Origin of the sequence: Marinobacter flavimaris, assembly GCF_045057155.1 — a bacterium.
In the GTDB taxonomy this organism is placed as follows: Bacteria; Pseudomonadota; Gammaproteobacteria; order Pseudomonadales; family Oleiphilaceae; genus Marinobacter; species Marinobacter manganoxydans.
In genome coordinates this window covers 3,197,993-3,214,567 of the sequence record NZ_CP171359.1, presented here as the reverse complement: position 1 = coordinate 3,214,567, position 16,575 = coordinate 3,197,993, and the positions used below count along the sequence as shown (strand labels likewise).

At 58.8% G+C, this 16,575-nt stretch carries 14 protein-coding genes; 8 read left to right on the top strand and 6 right to left on the bottom strand.

The annotated features are described in order from the left end of the window. Positions 1-83 precede the first annotated feature (83 nt). Together nifJ and ACGK9W_RS15115 are read left to right on the top strand one after the other, a co-directional pair. Complete coding sequence (nifJ, locus tag ACGK9W_RS15120) at positions 84-3,677, top strand: pyruvate:ferredoxin (flavodoxin) oxidoreductase (RefSeq protein ID WP_405417355.1); 3,594 nt, start codon at positions 84-86, stop codon at positions 3,675-3,677. After that, positions 3,670-4,662, top strand: coding sequence for a dihydroorotate dehydrogenase-like protein (locus ACGK9W_RS15115; RefSeq protein ID WP_053113209.1), 993 nt, complete (start codon positions 3,670-3,672; stop codon positions 4,660-4,662). The genes nifJ and ACGK9W_RS15115 overlap by 8 nt, the downstream gene beginning before the upstream one ends. A 12-nt stretch (positions 4,663-4,674) precedes the next feature. Here ACGK9W_RS15115 and ACGK9W_RS15110 read toward each other — a convergent pair whose 3' ends face one another. Next, positions 4,675-5,079 (bottom strand): acyl-CoA thioesterase, encoded by a 405-nt coding sequence (locus tag ACGK9W_RS15110; protein ID WP_008172970.1) that lies wholly within the window; start codon positions 5,077-5,079, stop codon positions 4,675-4,677. Positions 5,080-5,276: 197 nt separating this feature from the next. Here ACGK9W_RS15110 and ACGK9W_RS15105 point away from each other — a divergent pair, with 197 nt between their 5' ends. The 5 genes from ACGK9W_RS15105 to phoU all read left to right on the top strand — a co-directional run bounded on the left by ACGK9W_RS15105 (position 5,277) and on the right by phoU (position 10,765). Continuing rightward, a complete protein-coding gene (locus ACGK9W_RS15105; protein ID WP_008172969.1) occupies positions 5,277-6,317 on the top strand; it encodes a substrate-binding domain-containing protein in 1,041 nt (346 codons plus the stop codon). 137 nt (positions 6,318-6,454) lie between these two features. Further along, a complete protein-coding gene (gene pstC, locus ACGK9W_RS15100; protein ID WP_008172968.1) occupies positions 6,455-7,843 on the top strand; it encodes a phosphate ABC transporter permease subunit PstC in 1,389 nt (462 codons plus the stop codon). Then, complete coding sequence (gene pstA, locus ACGK9W_RS15095) at positions 7,836-9,110, top strand: phosphate ABC transporter permease PstA (RefSeq protein WP_053113208.1); 1,275 nt, start codon at positions 7,836-7,838, stop codon at positions 9,108-9,110. The genes pstC and pstA overlap by 8 nt, the downstream gene beginning before the upstream one ends. Positions 9,111-9,121: 11 nt before the next feature. Then, positions 9,122-10,009, top strand: coding sequence for a phosphate ABC transporter ATP-binding protein PstB (pstB, locus tag ACGK9W_RS15090; RefSeq protein WP_041645688.1), 888 nt, complete (start codon positions 9,122-9,124; stop codon positions 10,007-10,009). 33 nt (positions 10,010-10,042) lie between these two features. Beyond that, positions 10,043-10,765, top strand: coding sequence for a phosphate signaling complex protein PhoU (gene phoU / locus ACGK9W_RS15085; protein ID WP_088558819.1), 723 nt, complete (start codon positions 10,043-10,045; stop codon positions 10,763-10,765). Positions 10,766-11,101: 336 nt separating this feature from the next. On the opposite strand, the gene ACGK9W_RS15080 is transcribed toward phoU, so the two are convergent. From ACGK9W_RS15080 to mnmH, 5 genes are all read right to left on the bottom strand, one after another. Then, a complete protein-coding gene (locus ACGK9W_RS15080) occupies positions 11,102-11,467 on the bottom strand; it encodes a histidine triad nucleotide-binding protein (RefSeq protein WP_008172964.1) in 366 nt (121 codons plus the stop codon). Positions 11,468-11,508: 41 nt separating this feature from the next. Next, complete coding sequence (locus tag ACGK9W_RS15075) at positions 11,509-12,804, bottom strand: FAD-dependent monooxygenase (protein ID WP_008172963.1); 1,296 nt, start codon at positions 12,802-12,804, stop codon at positions 11,509-11,511. An 82-nt stretch (positions 12,805-12,886) separates the two neighbouring features. Beyond that, positions 12,887-13,444 carry an aminoacyl-tRNA deacylase gene (locus tag ACGK9W_RS15070; RefSeq protein WP_008172962.1) on the bottom strand — a complete coding sequence of 186 codons (558 nt, stop codon included), beginning with the start codon at positions 13,442-13,444 and terminating at the stop codon, positions 12,887-12,889. 170 nt (positions 13,445-13,614) lie between these two features. After that, positions 13,615-14,448 carry a mechanosensitive ion channel family protein gene (locus tag ACGK9W_RS15065; RefSeq protein WP_008172961.1) on the bottom strand — a complete coding sequence of 278 codons (834 nt, stop codon included), beginning with the start codon at positions 14,446-14,448 and terminating at the stop codon, positions 13,615-13,617. Between the two features lie 141 nt (positions 14,449-14,589). Continuing rightward, positions 14,590-15,693, bottom strand: a complete 1,104-nt coding sequence (gene mnmH / locus ACGK9W_RS15060) for a tRNA 2-selenouridine(34) synthase MnmH (RefSeq protein WP_008172960.1) — start codon at positions 15,691-15,693, stop codon at positions 14,590-14,592. A 133-nt stretch (positions 15,694-15,826) separates the two neighbouring features. Between mnmH and ACGK9W_RS15055 the strand changes: the two genes are divergently transcribed. Continuing rightward, positions 15,827-16,486 carry a class I SAM-dependent methyltransferase gene (locus ACGK9W_RS15055; RefSeq protein WP_405417349.1) on the top strand — a complete coding sequence of 220 codons (660 nt, stop codon included), beginning with the start codon at positions 15,827-15,829 and terminating at the stop codon, positions 16,484-16,486. Positions 16,487-16,575: the final 89 nt, after the last annotated feature.

Genomic DNA, 16,575 nt, shown 5'->3' with positions numbered 1-16,575 from the left:
GATCAATCCCGTTCCTTTGCGGTTGGCCCGGCCGATACTAGACTCAGAACTGTCTTTCGGCCTCACCACAAGGAGTTGTGGCCATGGAGTTTCATACCCTCGATGGCAATGAAGCGGTGTCTTCGGTGGCTTATCGCCTGAGCGAGACCATTGCCATCTATCCGATTACCCCTGCTTCGGTCATGGGCGAGCATGCCGATGACTGGGCGGCCCTGGGCAAGCCCAATCTCTGGGGGCAGGTGCCAAGTGTGGTCGAAATGCAGTCCGAGGCTGGTGCCGCGGGTGCCATGCACGGGGCACTGCAGGCCGGTTCACTGGTGACCACCTTTACTGCGTCCCAGGGGCTGCTGCTGATGCTGCCCAATCTGTACAAGATTGCCGGTGAGCTGTCGCCCTTCTGCATGCATATTGCTGCGCGCAGCGTTGCCACCCATGCCTTGTCGATCTTCTGCGACCATTCCGATGTAATGAGTGCCCGCGGTACCGGCTTTGCCCTGCTGGCTTCGGGGTCGGTACAGGAGGCCCAGGACCTTGCGGCCATCGGCCACGCCGTCACCCTGGAAAGCCGGGTGCCGGTGATGCATTTCTTCGACGGCTTTCGCACCTCCCATGAAATCTCCAAGATTGCGGCGCTCAGTGACCAGGATTTGCAGGCGCTGGTATCGCACGACGGAGTTGAAGCACATCGCAGCCGCCGGATGACACCGGACCGGCCAGTGGTTCGCGGCACCTCCCAGAACCCGGACGCCTTCTTCCAGGCCCGGGAGGCCATCAATCCCTTCTATCAGGCATTCCCGGGGAAGCTTGAAGCCGTGATGGACCGTTTCGCCGGTATCACCGGTCGGCAATACCGTCTGTTTGATTATGTTGGGCACCCTGAGGCCGACAGAGTGGTCATCCTGATGGGTTCCGGGGCCGAATGCGCCCATGAAACGGTGGAGTGGCTGCTGGCGCAGGGTGAGAAGGTCGGGGTTCTCAAGGTCCGCCTGTTCCGGCCCTTTGCCACGTCGCGTTTTCTGGACGCTTTGCCCGATACCGTCGAACATCTCGCGGTGCTGGATCGCACCAAGGAACCGGGAGCCCAGGGTGAGCCCTTGTTGCTGGAAGTCAGCGGTGCCCTGATGGAGGCCTACAGCCGGGGGGATCGGAAGGTACTGCCCCGGGTGATTGGCGGCCGATATGGGCTGTCTTCCCGTGAGTTTACGCCGGCCATGGTCTGCGCCATTTTCGACGAACTTAAAGCGGCAGCGCCGAAAACCCGCTTCACCGTCGGCGTGCGGGACGATGTCAGCCACCTTTCGCTGGAGGTGGATAGCGAACTGGATATTGAATCCCCGAAAACCCGCCGGGCGCTGTTCTTCGGTCTCGGTGCCGATGGCACTGTCAGCAGCAACAAGGCCAGCATCAAGATCCTGGGTGAGGGCACGGAGCTGTTTGCCCAGGGCCATTTTGTCTATGACTCCAAGAAATCCGGCGCTACCACTGTCTCCCATCTGAGATTTGGGCCGCTGCCGATCCGCTCCAGTTACCAGATCAACAGGGCCCAGTTCGTCGCCATTCACGCGCCCCAGTTTCTGGAGCGGTTTGATGTGCTCGAACACGCTGCCGAGGGCGCCACGGTGCTGCTCAATGTGCCCTGGCCGAAAGAGGAGGTCTGGGACCGGCTGTCGGAAGAGGTCCAGCGGGCGCTGGTTGAGCGCAAGGCCCGACTGTTTGTGATCGATGCCGCCGAAGTGGCGGAAAAAGCGGGTCTGGAAAGACGGATCAACACGGTCATGCAGGTCTGCTTCTTCGCCCTGGCGGATATCCTGCCCCGGGATGAGGCCATTGCCCACATCAAGGAATCCATCCGCAAAACCTGGGGCCGCCGCGGGCCGGAAGTGGTGCGTCGCAACGTGGAAGCGGTGGACTCGGCGCTGGACAACCTGCACGAGGTACCGGTACCGGACAAGGTAACGGCCACCCGCACCCGGCCACCAAGAGTGCCGGAGGATGCGCCGGACTTTGTGCAGAAAGTCACCCGCCTGTTGCTGGAAGGGCAGGGGGACAAGCTGCCGGTCAGTGCTTTTCCGCCGGATGGTACCTGGCCAACGGGAACCAGCCAGTATGAAAAGCGAAGTATCGCTCTGGAAATCCCGATCTGGGAATCTGACCTTTGCGTGCAGTGCAACTTCTGCGCAATGATCTGCCCGCACACCGCGATCACCAGCAAGGTGTTTGAGCCCGAGACGGTCAAAGGGGCGCCAGAGGCGTTCGAGGTGGTGCCGGAAACCCACACCTCGGAGCTGGAGGGACTGGATTACCGTATTCAGGTGGCGCCTGATGACTGCACCGGCTGTGGCTTGTGTGTCGAGGTCTGCCCGGCAAAGGACCGGACCCAGCCCAAACGCAAAGCGATCAATATGCAGCCGATCGAAGCGCACCGTGAGGTGGAGGCAGAGAACCTGGCGTTTTTCCGGCAATTGCCGGCTGTGCCCAGAGACCGTATCCCCCGGGACTTCAAATCCCTGCCGCTGCTGATTCCCCTGTTCGAATATTCCGGCGCCTGCTCCGGCTGCGGTGAAACACCCTACATCCGTCTGCTGACCCAGCTGGTGGGCGATCGGTTGCTGATTGCCAATGCCACCGGATGTTCCTCGATCTATGGTGGCAATCTGCCCACCACGCCTTACACAGTGAACGCCGACGGCCGTGGTCCTACCTGGAACAACTCGTTGTTTGAGGACGCGGCGGAACTGGGCCTGGGCATGCGTCTGGGGCTGGACAAGCTTGTCGGTCGGGCCTGGCAGTTACTGGAAGGGTTCCGGGAAGAACTACCTGACGGACTCTACCCGGAGCTGACCAGCGCCTGCACCACCGTTGATGAATGGGCAATGGCAGCCAGACGCACAGCCATTGAGCAGCTGCGGAACTGGCTGGCAGACAAGCAGACGCCAGAGGCCCGGGAACTGGACAGTCTGGCCGATGAGCTCTGTCCGAAGAGTGTCTGGGTAATAGGGGGCGACGGCTGGGCCTACGATATTGGTTATGGCGGTCTCGACCACGCCCTGGCCTCGGGTCAGAATGTGAAACTGTTGGTACTCGATACCGAAGTCTATTCCAACACCGGCGGGCAGCAGTCCAAGGCCACCCCCATGGGTGCGATTGCCAAGTTCGCCGCTGCCGGCAAGGCCACCCGGAAGAAGGATCTGGGCCTGCTGGCCATGAGTTATCGTCACGTCTACGTGGCCCAGATTGCCATGCAATCCCACAGCAACCACACCACCAAGGCCCTGCAGGAAGCCGAGAGCTTCGACGGCCCGGCACTGATCATCGCCCACAGCCCCTGCATTGCCCACGGTTACGACCTGGTGCACTCGCCCGCACAGCAGAAGCGGGCGGTAGACAGCTGGGCCTGGCCGCTGTACCGGTTTGATCCCCGGCGTATTCACGAGGGGCTGCCGCCCCTGCAATTGGACTCCCTGCGTCAGAAAGTCACCATGAAAGCCTACATGCAGGAAGAAGCCCGCTTCCGGATGCTGGAGCTGCGGGATCTCCAACGCTATGAACAGCTGGTGGCTGCGGCTTCGGAGGCGGCCACTGAACAGCGTGAGCTCTACAAGCAGCTGGCGGGGATTCACTTTGAGCCCCATGAAACTTCTGACGCTGACAATGAAAAGGGTGAACGTCATGACTGAATTGGCAACCCGTTGGCTGGGGTTGGAGCTTCGCTCCCCCCTTGTGGTCGGCGCCAGCCCCCTGACCGATGACCTGGACGCGCTGAAGGCCTGTGTTGACGCTGGCGCCGGTGCCGTGGTGATGCATTCCCTCTTCGAGGAGCAGTTGGTGGAGGAGCAAATGGCGGCTCACCGGTTTATTGATTCGCGGATCAACATGGACGCCGAAGCCCGATCGTTCTTTCCCGAATCCGAGTTGTTCGAGATGGGATCGGACAGCTACCTGCAGCGGTTGGAGCTGTTGCGACATTCGCTGGGTGTGCCGGTGATTGCCTCGCTCAACGGTATTTCAGCGGGTGGCTGGACCCGGCATGCACGTGAGCTGGAAGCGGCGGGCGCCCATGCTATCGAACTGAATCTCTATGACCTGGCCTCGGATCCGGAGGAAACAGCGGAGGCACTGGAACAGAGACAACTCTCGGTTGTGAGGTCAGTGGCTGAGCAGGTGAGCATTCCGGTCAGCGTCAAGCTATCGCCTTTCTACTCGGCCTTGCCTGCGTTCGTCGCCGGTATCGAAGAGTCGGGGGCCCGGGGCGTGGTGTTGTTCAACCGGTTCTATCAGCCGGATATGGATCTGGATGAGCTGGAGTTAAGCCGGGAGGTGGTGCTGTCGACCAGTGCCGAGCTGCCGTTGCGGTTACACGCAGCCGCCATGTTGTTTGGCCAGACAACACTGGAGATGGCGGTTTCGGGTGGCGTTCACAGTGGTGACGATGCGGCAAAAGCCATTCTTTCGGGCGCTTCCGCTGTGCAGGTGGTCTCGGCCGTGTTGTCGGAGGGTACTGGCGCCCTGTCGAGGATTACCCGGGAAATGACGGCTCGGCTCTCCGGAATGGGATACCGCTCGCTGGCGGAAGCCCGGGGCGTCCTGTCAATGGCGAACGCCCCCAATGCCCGAACCTGGGAGCGTCTTAACTACGCCCGCCTTCTGCACGGCTGGAAATAGAGCGGCTCAGGGTCAGAGAACCTGCTCCGGCACCTCGCGGATCCGACCGTGCTCATCAATGGCAACGTAGACGAACAGACCCTCGGTGACCTTACGTGGATTCTTGGCAGTGCGGTCAAGGGTCCACACTTCCACGCTGATTTTCATGGAACTGCGGCCGATATCGACGAGTTCGCAGTAACAACCTACCTGGGACCCTACTCGCAACGGTGACAGGAACTCCATCCGGTCCATGGCCACGGTGGCGTTACGGCCCTGGGAAATCCGTCCGGCCATGGTCGCCGCGGCGAGATCCATCTGTTTTACCAGCCAGCCGGCAAAGACATCGCCATTGGCATTGGTGTCTGAGGGGAGCGGGATAATCTGCAGGGTGAGTTCGCCACGGGGCGTGGGTTTGTCATCATCTAACGCTGTCATAGTACTGCCTTCTTGCGAGCCTGGAATTGTTTTAACACGCATGGTAGCGGGCTGAAGCAGCGCTGCAAGCAAATTTGAACATTCCTGACTATATTTCAGAAGCTGTAACAAAGTTGTCACAGAGTGCCATTAGTCTGCACCCATCGGTAAAGCACATCCGACAAAACGTCCAAACCAAAAAATGGAGACATGACGTGATGAAACTGAACAAAGCACTCGCGACTGTAGCACTGGCCGGCTCCGTAGCCGCCATGTCTGCACCAGCCATGGCCCGTGACACCATCAGCATCGTGGGTTCCTCAACTGTTTATCCGTTCGCCACAGTTGTTGCCGAGCGTTTCGGCACCAAGACCGACTTCAGCACACCCAAGCTGGAATCCACCGGTTCAGGCGGCGGTCTCAAGCTTTTCTGCCAGGGCATCGGCACCCAGCACCCGGACATCACCAACGCGTCACGTCGCATGAAGACGTCCGAGTTCGAACTCTGCCAGAGCAACGGCGTTACAGACATCACCGAATTCCGCATTGGTTCTGACGGCATCGTGATCGCCAGCTCTAAAGAAGCTGAGAACCTCGATATCACCCTCGAGCAGCTGTTCCTGGCCCTCGGTTCCAAAGTGCCTGTTAACGGCGAGTGGGTAGCCAACCCGAACAAAAACTGGAGCGATGTTGACTCCAGCCTGCCGAACAAGCCGATTCGTGTAATGGGTCCGCCCCCGACTTCCGGCACCCGTGATTCCTTCAACGAGTTGGCTCTCGCCGCTGGTTGCGACGAGCTGCCTGAAGCCGCCAGCCTGAGCAAGGACGAGCACGCCTCCATCTGCGAAAGCGTTCGTGAAGACGGCGCCTTTATCGAAGCGGGTGAAAACGACAACCTGATCGTGCAGAAGCTGATTGGCGACACCGGCATGTACGGTGTATTCGGTTACAGCTTCCTGGAAGAAAACGCAGACCGTCTGCAGGCTGCCACTCTGAACGGTATGATCCCGACTGCCGAAGCCATTGCTGCGGATGAGTATCCGGTGGCCCGTTCGCTGTTCTTCTACGTGAAGAAAGCTCATGTTGGTGTGGTTCCGGGCATTGCGGAGTATGTCAGTGAGTTCACCAGCAACGCTGCCATGGGCCAGAACGGCTACCTGAAAGATGTGGGCCTGATCGTGCCGCCGCGGGCTGCTTTGATGGACCTGATGGACAAGGCAGAAAGCATGCCGAACCTGACCCTGGACGAGCTCAAGTAAGACCGTCGTCCGGTCAAGAATGGAGGTGCGGGTCTCGTTGGAGGCCCGCACCTTTTGCACGTTTGGACGATCCGGTGCGAGTTCAGAGCTGAATCTGTAAACTGTGCGCCAATTCGAAGTCGAATACAGGAATTTTCATGCAACCGGCTAATCTTTTATTACTGACTCTGGTGCTGGCGATCGTGGCCTATTGGCTCGGTTACGCTCGCTCCCGGTCGTTGGCGATGCCGCTGGGTGGGATCCGTCACCTCAAGTCCCTGCCTTTTTATTACGGAGCCCGAGCGGCATTGTGGAGCGGTATCCCCGCTCTTATCGTGCTTGGTCTTTGGGCGGCATTCCAGGGCAAAGTCATCCAGATGATCGTTATTGGTGGTTTGCCTGAAGGTATAATCCCGGCGACCGACGGTGAGGCGAGCCTGCTGTTGAGCAAGATCAGCAATGTGGCCAGCGGAGCCTTGCCTCCTGGCTTCGTTGAAGCACCGATAGCTGAGGCCGCCGAGCGTTTACAGGCACTGCGCACGCAGAGTCGGTTCCTGATGTCTGGTCTTGTAATCTCGGTTGCCGTGCTTGCGGGTTTTCTCGGGTGGTTGAGAATTCGCCCCCGCCTGAATGCCCGTTCCCAGGTCGAGTCCATTCTCAAGTGGGTATTTTTCGCCTGTGCGGCCCTGGCTATATTGACCACCGTCGGAATCATTTTCTCGGTGGCGTTCGAGACTTTTCGTTTCTTTGGCAAGGTCCCGTTCACCGAATTTATCTTTGGTAGTCACTGGAGCCCCCAGACCGCTCTGAGGGCCGATCAGGTGGCTTCTCAGGGCGCCTTCGGGATGATTCCCCTGTTTACAGGTACCCTTCTGATTTCTGCCATTGCCATGGTTGTGGCTGTGCCGGTGGGCTTGCTGTCGGCCATTTACCTGTCGGAATACGCGGGTAGAAAGGTGCGCGGTGTGGTCAAGCCGTTGCTGGAAATGCTGGCGGGTATTCCCACCGTGGTTTACGGCTTCTTCGCCGCTCTTACGGTCGCTCCGTTTATCAGCGATCTGGCCGCATCCATGGGTATCGAGGCATCAAGCCAGAGTGCCCTGGCCGCTGGTGCCGTTATGGGCATCATGATCATTCCGTTTGTGTCTTCCCTGTCGGATGACGTGATCAATGCCGTGCCCCAGGCCATGCGTGATGGCTCTCTTGCGCTCGGAGCCACCCAGTCCGAGACCATGAAAAAGGTGATTTTCCCGGCTGCACTGCCCGGCATCATGGGCGGTATTCTGCTGGCGGTCTCCCGGGCCATCGGTGAAACCATGATCGTGGTCATGGCCGCTGGTCTGGCTGCTAACCTGACGGCCAACCCGCTGGAAACGGTTACCACCGTAACCGTGCAGATCGTGACCCTGCTCACCGGTGACCAGGAATTCGACAGCGCCAAGACGCTGGCTGCCTTCGCATTGGGCGCCATGCTCTTCCTGGCAACCCTGTTGCTCAACGTCATTGCACTGAAAATCGTACGCAAATATCGGGAACAGTATGACTGACCAACGTTCACAGGCGGAGATTGTCCGCCAGTCGCTCAAGCGTCGCTACCGTAAGGAACGCCGTTTCCGCGCCTACGGCATCATGGCAATCGCCATTGCCCTGGGGGCCCTGTTAATCCTGTTCACCGATATCATCGGCAAGGGTTATACCGGCTTCGTGAAGACCACCATCACCATGGATGTGCAGTTGGATGGTGAGATGATGTATCTGGATGATCCCACGGACGAGCGTCAGATCAAGATGGCCGATTTTGTCGAGCCTCTGGTTCAGGCACTGATCAAGGAGATCCCTGGAGCAACGGAGGATGACCGGAATCAGGTTCGCGAGCTGATCAACCCGTACGCCTCGGTGACGCTACGGGATGCCCTGAAGGCAAACCCCGATTGGTTGGGCACCACCCAGACCATGACCTTTCTCACGCACACGGATGTGGATGTCTACGTCAAGCATGCAGGGGATGATGCCTACTCGATCAAGCTGAACGACCAGCAAAAAACCTGGGTCGATGAGCTTCTGGAGCGGGACGTTATCGAGACATCGTTCAATGATGTGTTCTTCAGTGGCGGCGATTCCCGTGATCCGTCCAAGGCAGGTATTCTTGGCGCCATTGTCGGTTCGCTGCTGACCATGTTCGTTACCCTGATCCTCTCGTTCCCGATTGGTGTGGCCGCGGCGATCTACCTGGAAGAATTCGCGCCCCAGAACAAATTCACCGATTTTATCGAGGTGAATATCAACAACCTGGCGGCGGTTCCTTCCATCATCTTTGGTCTGCTTGGCCTCGCGGTGTTTATCAACCTGTTCGGGATGCCACGTTCGGTTCCGGTGGTTGGTGGTCTGGTGCTGACGTTGATGACTCTGCCGACCATCATCATTTCCAGCCGGGCCGCGATCAAAAGCGTACCACCCTCGATCCGGGAGGCCGCTGAAGGTATCGGTGCATCCAAGATGCAGGTAGTTCTGCACCATGTGCTGCCGCTGGCCATGCCGGGTATGCTCACCGGTTCCATCATCGGTATGGCCCAGGCACTGGGTGAAACCGCACCGCTGCTGCTGATCGGTATGGTGGCGTTCATTGTGGACGTACCCGACGGGTTCTTCGATTCGGCGACGGTGCTGCCTGTGCAGGTGTTCCTGTGGGCGGGCAGCCCGGAGCTGGCCTTTATTGAGCGAGCGTCGGCAGCCATCATGGTGCTGCTGGCCTTCCTGATCAGTATGAACGCATTGGCCATCTGGATGCGCAAACGTCTCGAGCGCCGGTGGTAAGGAGAATCAAGATGAATAGTGTGAATACAACCATTACCAGTGAAGTTACCCAACCGGACGAGGTTGCCGTGCCAGTTCAGGAATCGAAGCCCGCTGAAACCATCATCGAGGAAGGCAAGACCGTCGGTAAGCCTTACTCGGACGACCCCAAGTTCAAGCTTCGGGATGTCGAGGTATTCTACGGGGATGCCCCCGCGATCAAGAAGATCAGCCTTGATATTGGCCGTAACGAAGTCATTGCCTTCATCGGCCCATCCGGTTGCGGCAAATCCACCTTCCTGCGCTGCCTGAATCGCATGAACGACAGCATCGATATCTGTCGTGTGAAGGGTTCCCTGCAACTGGACGACCACGACATTTACGACCCCAAGCGGGATGTGGTCGAACTGCGGGCCAGGGTCGGTATGGTATTCCAGAAGCCGAACCCCTTTCCCAAGTCCATCTATGACAACGTGGCTTACGGTCCCCGGATTCACGGCCTGGCCAACCGCAAGTCGGATCTGGACGAGATTGTGGAAAACAGCCTGCGCAAGGCCGGCCTCTGGGAAGAAGTAAAGGATCGCCTGGACGCCAACGCAACCGGTATGTCCGGCGGCCAGCAACAGCGTCTGTGTATTGCCCGTGCAATTGCCGTGAGCCCGGAAGTGGTGCTGATGGACGAGCCCTGCTCGGCCCTGGACCCTATCGCGACCGCGAAAGTGGAAGAGCTTATTGCCGAACTGTCCGAAAGCTACACGATCGTTATCGTGACCCACTCGATGCAGCAGGCGGCCAGGGTATCCCACCGCACGGCCTACTTTCACCTGGGGCACCTGGTGGAAGTGAACGAGACCAACAAGGTATTCACCTCGCCGGAACATGAACTGACCGAGTCCTACATCACCGGCCGTTTCGGCTGATTCCGGACCTGAGGAATTTTGGAGAAGAACAGTATGCCTACGAAGAAGGACGAAGTTTACGGGGATCACATCTCCCACAAGTTCAATAACGAACTGATGGAACTCAAGACCGAGTTCCTGAAAATGGGTGGCATGGTGGAATCCCAGGTCGAGAACGCCATTCAGGCCCTGGTGGATGGCGATGGTCATCTGGCCGACGAAATCCGTGCCAACGACAAGAAAGTTGACCGGATGGAAGTGGAAATCGACGAGGAAGCCACCCTGATCATCGCCCGTCGCCAGCCGACGGCAAGGGATCTGCGTCTGGTGATCTCGGTCATCAAGATGGTGGCCGACCTTGAACGGGTTGGCGACGAGGCCAAGAAAATCGCCAAGCTTGCGATCAAGCTGCAGGAAGAAGGCCAGGCCCCGCGGGGCTATGTGGAAGTACGCCACATTGGCACCCACGTGCTCAGCATGCTTCACGATGCCCTGGATGCCTTTGCCCGGCTGGATTCCGAGCAGGCACTGCGGATCATGAAGGAAGACAAGCGCGTCGATGAGGAATATCAGGCAGCGGCCCGTACTCTGCTGACGTTCATGATGGAAGATACCCGCAACATCTCACGGTGCATGTCCGTGATGTGGGTGCTTCGTGCCCTGGAGCGGGTAGGTGACCACGCGTGCAACATCGCCGAGAACGTGATTTTCATGGTCAAAGGCGAGGACGTTCGTCATACGCCGGTGGAAGAGGCTGAGAAGGTGGTCGGCCGCTGATTTTTTGCTTTGGAGGAAGCAAGCGGGCTGGTAGTGCTGTTTGGGACACGCTCAAGGCATCCATGCGCGCTTAGCTTTCGCCATCCATGGCGAAAGATAGTCCCAAACAGCACTACCAGCCCACTTGCCCGAAGCTGGGTGCTGCTCTCCAGTTCGCTTCAGTCATCTTTGGTAGTTGGTTGCAGGCGTAATGCAATAGTTTGGCCGGACGGCGTGTGGTGGGGCTTTCCGGGACTGTCTTTCGCCATGGATGGCGAAAGTCAAGCGACCAGGGACGGCTCGAGCGGGTCCCGGAAAGCTCCACCACATGCCGTCCCTCCACCCAAGCCTAAAAAATCAGGCCTGCTTCATTTTGTCGGTATACGGAGGCCAGCCCAGCGGCTTGCCACCGAGAACGTGCAGGTGGATGTGAAACACTGTCTGCCCGGAATTCTCCCCGCAGTTCATGACAACCCGATAGCCGTCGTCGGCAAACCCCTTCTCCTTGGCAATCTTCGCTGCCACCAGATACAGATGCCCCACCAGCTCCCGATCATCTTCGGTGATGTCGTTAATGGTGGCAATGGCCTTTTTCGGGATGACCAGGAAATGAACCGGCGCCTGAGGGTTTATGTCGCTGAAAGCGAGGGCGATGTCGTCTTCGTAGAGGATGTCCGCGGGAATTTCCCGGTTGATGATCTTGGTGAAAATCGTCTTTGACATGGTGGCTCCTTTTCACTTGTCCTTGGGATTGTTGTTTGGCTCTAAAGCTGATTCAGGCCCGGAATCCGGGAGGCTATCTGCCGCACCACGGCCGGCAGTTCCTCGTCGATGCCCATGGCGTAGCGGGCCACCCGGTTGCGGGCGAAGGGCAGGGCGCGGGCGGCGCCCAGGCCCAGATTGCGCAGCAGATGGACGGGCGGAATCCGGTTACTGAACAGATGGTAAAACACATCCATGGTCAGCATCATTCTGCGGTTCGCTGGTCGGCGCTGTTGCTCGTAAAGGTTCAGCCACTTCTGGGCGGCCAGATCATCATCGGCGCGCCTGGCTTCCTTGAGGACTGCCTGTAGGGCCTGGGCATCCTGGAAGCCCAGGTTCACGCCCTGGCCAGCCAGCGGGTTGATGGTGTGGGCTGAATCTCCGGCCAGGACCACTCGCCCGGCGTGGTAGTGTTTGGCGTGCTGACGGGCGATGGGAAACGAGGCCTTGCTGTCGATGTGGGTCAGCAGTGGCAGGCTTGCAGGGAACGATGACTGGATTTGTTCCATCAGGGCCCTGTCGTCCAGGCCTTTCAAGCGGGCCAGTTCCTCCGGCGAATCGTACCAGACCAGGGAGCCCCAGCTCTCGCCGGGATGGTCCGGGCCGGCGCTGTGCAGGGGCAGGAAGGCGCGTGGTCCGGAAGGGTGGAAGCCTTGCCAGGTAATGTCTTCAACCGGCCCCTGATAACGTACCGAGACGACCATCGCCTGCTGTTCATACTGGTTCCGGGTGGTGCCAATGCCGGCCAGCTCGCGAATTCGGGACTGGGCGCCATCGGCTCCGACCACCAGGGCTGCGAGCAGCTCGCGGCCATCATCAAGGGTGACCGTCGCGGTATCACCGGACTGCGCCAGTGAGGCGACACCCTGACCGTGGAACAGGGATACCTGGGGGCAGGCCTCGGCGGTTTGCCAGAGTGCCTGTTGGGTAACCGAGTTCTCGACAATATGCCCCAGGTGCTGTGCGCCAAGCTCGGTGGCGTCGAACTGGACTTCGGCCAGCTTCCGGGGCACCAGGTTCTGCAGTGGATAGCGGGTTTCATCCCATACGGCCAGTCGTTTGTAGGGCGTTGCCCGCATGTGAAGGATATGGTCCCAGGCGCCCAGGCTCTGAAGATAGCGCTCGCTGCCGGCGCTGAGGGCAGATACCCGTATATCGGGGGCGTTTTCTGGATCGAAGGCGGGCGGCGGAGCCCGGTCTACCAGGGCAACGCGGAAGCCATTCTGGCCAAGGCCAGTGGCGAGGGCAGCACCGACCATGCCGGCACCAACTACCACAATATCAAAGGCTTGAGTCATATCGGTTTCCTGTCTGATGCCCTCAGTTTACGCGATGGCGGCAGCCAGACAAGAGACCGGGATCAAGCCGGCAGGAAAAGCCTCAGTAGCCGGCCATTCCTGATACCCGTTGCTTGGCAACGTCGTCCGGCCGGCGACGGCCTTTGACCAGCCAGGCGGGCTTCTGGGCTCCGGGTTTGTTGAAGCCCTGGTTCAGTACCATCGGTTGCACGAGGTTAATGAAATCGGCGGTCTTCATGTGGACAGATTCACTGTGACTGCCCGCCGCAAAGGCAAGTTCCGACTGTTCGGTCAAGGCTTCCGCGCAGTACACGGTCATTCCGAACAGGTTGCCAAAGGGGGGCATGGCGCCTACCTCGCAATCCGGGAAGCGGTCCTGGAATTCCTGTTCGTCAGCGAGGTCAAGAAAGTCGGTGTCGAGGATGCGGGATAACCTGTCCCAGCGGATTCGCCAGGTGGCCGGCATCACCAGCATTGCCATTTTGCCATCCAGTTCGATGATCACCGTTTTGACGACACGGTCGCCGGCAATCTTGACGTGGTGGGCGAGTTCCTGGGCGGTAAATGCAGGAGGGTGGGAGAGGCACATGTATTCCACACCTGCCTCATCGAGGAATTCCTTCAACTGCTGTACCGGCATAGTGACAACCTCCTACCAGCAATGACAGCGTTCCGGAGCCTGTGTTGATCTGATTGCCTGGCCCCGATGGCCTGGTGGGGTTGGTCAACCCCGCCATTAATGGTCAGCTTAGTCGAGGTTACGCAGTTTGCGAGTAACCGGATGTATCAATGAGAAACCGATCGCGAATCTCAGTCGGTTTTAATCATATGAATATCGCGCTGGGGGAACGGAATGCTGATGCCCTCGGCGTCGAATGCTTTCTTCACTTTCTCATGCATGTCCCAGTAGAAGGGCCAGAGATCACCTGATTTGGTCCAGGCCCGAACGGTCAGATCGACGGAGCTTTCGCCCAGGGCACCAACAACGACCAGTGGTTCGGGGTCCTTCAGTGCGCGCTCGTCTTCTTCAATGAGGCGCTTGCAGATGGCCTTGGCCTTGTCGATGTCATCACCGTAGCCGATGCCGAAGCTCATGTCGCAGCGACGGGTTTCATAGGCGCTCAGGTTGGTCAGGCTGGCGTTGGCCAGTTGACCATTGGGGATCACAATCCGGCGGTTATCGAAGGTGTCGACGATGGTGTACAGGATGGAGATTTCGCGGACGGAGCCGAGGTAGCCCTGAGCATCAATCGCGTCACCAACTTTGAACGGTTTGAAGATCAGGATCAGCACGCCGCCGGCGAAGTTGGCGAGGCTGCCCTGAAGCGCAAGACCGACGGCCAGGCCGGCAGCACCGATAATGGCAATGAAGGAGGTGGTGGCAATGCCGACCATGGAGGCGACAGAGATCAGCAGCAGAATCTTGAGGATTGCTCCGATGAGGCCGCAGAGAAACTTGTTCAGGGTGGGGTCTTTTTTGCCCAGCTTGTTATCTAGAACGCCGACAAACCGGTTGATCAGCCACATGCCCACAATCAGAGTGACAATGGCCAGCACGACCTTGGGTGCGTATGTCATGACCAGAGACATGGCCTGATTCATGAGTTCCGAGGCACCGCCTTCAGCGCCAAATAGGTCTTCCATAAAGGACTCCTTGTTCGTTGGTATTTTTCATAAGTGTCGGATTAACGGACAAATTACTGCAACAACCTGATTCGTCTATTCCTTTATATAGCAGACAAATGTCAGGGCTGTGTACTGCAGGCGTAATATTCAGTCAGGGCCTTACGCAACCGAGCTCTTGTTGGCCCAGTCGAGAATGGTCTCGGGGCCTCCGCGGACAAGAATCCGGCCTTCTTTCTTGCCCAGTTGGTAGTCGTACATGGGGTCGTAATAATCCTGGAGCAGCGACTGGATCCAGGCGTTGTGGGCCGCTGTCTCTCCAGTGGCTTCCTGCTGCAGGAGTGCCTGTTCCATCAGGCCGCGCAGCTGCTGGTGTCGCTCCCCGCCCAGGCGTTTGCGGATGCGGTCAATGGCGCTCAGCAGATAATCCCGGAAATTCAGCCACCCTGCTTCGGCCCCGTCGCGGTCCACGTAATCCGAGTACATTCCCTCAACATAATCTTCACGGATGATGCCAATACGCTCTTCCATCGGTTGCTCGAGGATCAGCAACGGCGACCTGGCCATGCGCTCCTTGAGGGATTCGGGCAGGGCGCAACGGCCCACCAGGCGGCTTTCATCTTCCAGATAGACCGGACCACTGTTCAGATGGCGGGCCTTGAGCATGGCTACCGCCAGCCGATTCTCGAAATCGATTTGTGAAGGCTGCGGTGTTACCTGACGCCCGAAACTGGAGCCCCGGTGATTAGCCAGGCCTTCAAGATCCACCGGATTGGGTAACTGTTGCAGAACCCGCGTTTTGCCGGTTCCAGTGCGCCCGCTGAGAATGCGGAACTCGCCGGATTCGATCTGCGCTTCCAGACTGTCGATCAGGAATCGCCGCAATGCCTTGTAGCCGCCTTTGACCAGCGGGTAGTCAATGCCGGCCTCCCGGATCCACTGCTGAGTGAGCCGGGAGCGCAGGCCGCCCCGAAAACAGAACAGGTAGCCGTTCGGGTGGCGGGCGACAAAACGTTTCCAGGCTTCAATGCGCTGGGCCTTGATGTCACCGGACACAAGCTGGTGCCCCAATTCAATCGCCTTGTCCTGACCTTTCTCTTTGTAACAGATGCCAACCCGATGGCGCTCCTCATCGTTCATCAGGGGCGCGTTTTCGGTATTCGGAAAGCTGCCACGGCTGAACTCTACCGGTGCCCGGACGTCCATCAGCGGCACATCATTCAGGAACAGGGAAAGGTAGTCGTCGGTGTCGGGTCTGCTTGCCATTTCAGCGGTAAACCAGTTGTCAGATGGAGGCGGCAGTATAGCGGAAATGGGGTTTTTCTGCTTGTCGCCGCCTGTTTCCCGGACTGGTCACGGGTACAATGACGCCTTCCGGAAAATTGAGGTTGGGTACCCCATGTCAGTGGACAGTCTGAATCAGCACCTGCGCAAAACCCTCTCCCGAGGCCGGGTGGCCGTTTCCCGTCCTGCCGGCTGTGAGCGCATTGCCCTGTACCTCTTTGACCCGAGGGTGCTTGAGGGGCCGTTATCGCACGAAGAGGCCCAGGCGGTCGTTGCCGAACCCGCCTACTGGTCGTTCTGCTGGGCCAGCGGCCAGGTGCTCGCCAACTGGATTCTGGACAATCCCCATTGGGTTGAGGGCAAGCGCGTCCTGGATTTCGGCTCGGGATCCGGAATCGTGGCTGTCGCGGCGGCAATGGCCGGAGCCAGGGAAGCCATCGCCTGTGACATTGATCCGGCTGCGCTGGACGCGGCCAATGCGAATGCGGCTCTCAATGGTGTTTCCGTTGGCCTTTGCCCTGACTGGGCAGCCCGGCCGGACGAAATAGATGTCGTGGCCGCTGCGGATGTGCTCTACGATCCGGAAAACCGGCCGTTGCTCGGCGTTTTACGCGAGGCGGCTCCTCGGTTGCTGCTGGCGGATTCGCGGATGAAAGTGTTGGGTGACGATGCCTACCGCAAGCAGACAACGCTTGAGGCCCGGACCTGGCCGGATCTTAACGAATTCGAGGAGTTCAATCAGGTTCGTATCTACCTGGCCGAGAACAACCAGTGATGGATCAGAGGTGAGAAAAAAGAAGGTATAAAAAAATAAAGGGCAACCAAACGGTTACCCTTTCTCGGAACAGGTCGGCGCATCCTTGC

Excerpts from the sequence above, each read along its gene's own strand:
- ACGK9W_RS15080 (WP_008172964.1), bottom strand. The coding sequence starts at position 11,467 with ATGTCAAAGACGATTTTCACCAAGATCATCAACCGGGAAATTCCCGCG.
- pstA (WP_053113208.1), top strand. The coding sequence starts at position 7,836 with ATGACTGACCAACGTTCACAGGCGGAGATTGTCCGCCAGTCGCTCAAG.
- mnmH (WP_008172960.1), bottom strand. The coding sequence starts at position 15,693 with ATGGCAAGCAGACCCGACACCGACGACTACCTTTCCCTGTTCCTGAAT.
- ACGK9W_RS15070 (WP_008172962.1), bottom strand. The coding sequence starts at position 13,444 with ATGCCGGTACAGCAGTTGAAGGAATTCCTCGATGAGGCAGGTGTGGAA.
- ACGK9W_RS15065 (WP_008172961.1), bottom strand. The coding sequence starts at position 14,448 with ATGGAAGACCTATTTGGCGCTGAAGGCGGTGCCTCGGAACTCATGAAT.
- pstB (WP_041645688.1), top strand. The coding sequence starts at position 9,122 with ATGAATAGTGTGAATACAACCATTACCAGTGAAGTTACCCAACCGGAC.
- pstC (WP_008172968.1), top strand. The coding sequence starts at position 6,455 with ATGCAACCGGCTAATCTTTTATTACTGACTCTGGTGCTGGCGATCGTG.
- ACGK9W_RS15105 (WP_008172969.1), top strand. The coding sequence starts at position 5,277 with ATGAAACTGAACAAAGCACTCGCGACTGTAGCACTGGCCGGCTCCGTA.
- ACGK9W_RS15055 (WP_405417349.1), top strand. The coding sequence starts at position 15,827 with ATGTCAGTGGACAGTCTGAATCAGCACCTGCGCAAAACCCTCTCCCGA.
- ACGK9W_RS15110 (WP_008172970.1), bottom strand. The coding sequence starts at position 5,079 with ATGACAGCGTTAGATGATGACAAACCCACGCCCCGTGGCGAACTCACC.
- ACGK9W_RS15115 (WP_053113209.1), top strand. The coding sequence starts at position 3,670 with ATGACTGAATTGGCAACCCGTTGGCTGGGGTTGGAGCTTCGCTCCCCC.
- phoU (WP_088558819.1), top strand. The coding sequence starts at position 10,043 with ATGCCTACGAAGAAGGACGAAGTTTACGGGGATCACATCTCCCACAAG.
- ACGK9W_RS15075 (WP_008172963.1), bottom strand. The coding sequence starts at position 12,804 with ATGACTCAAGCCTTTGATATTGTGGTAGTTGGTGCCGGCATGGTCGGT.
- nifJ (WP_405417355.1), top strand. The coding sequence starts at position 84 with ATGGAGTTTCATACCCTCGATGGCAATGAAGCGGTGTCTTCGGTGGCT.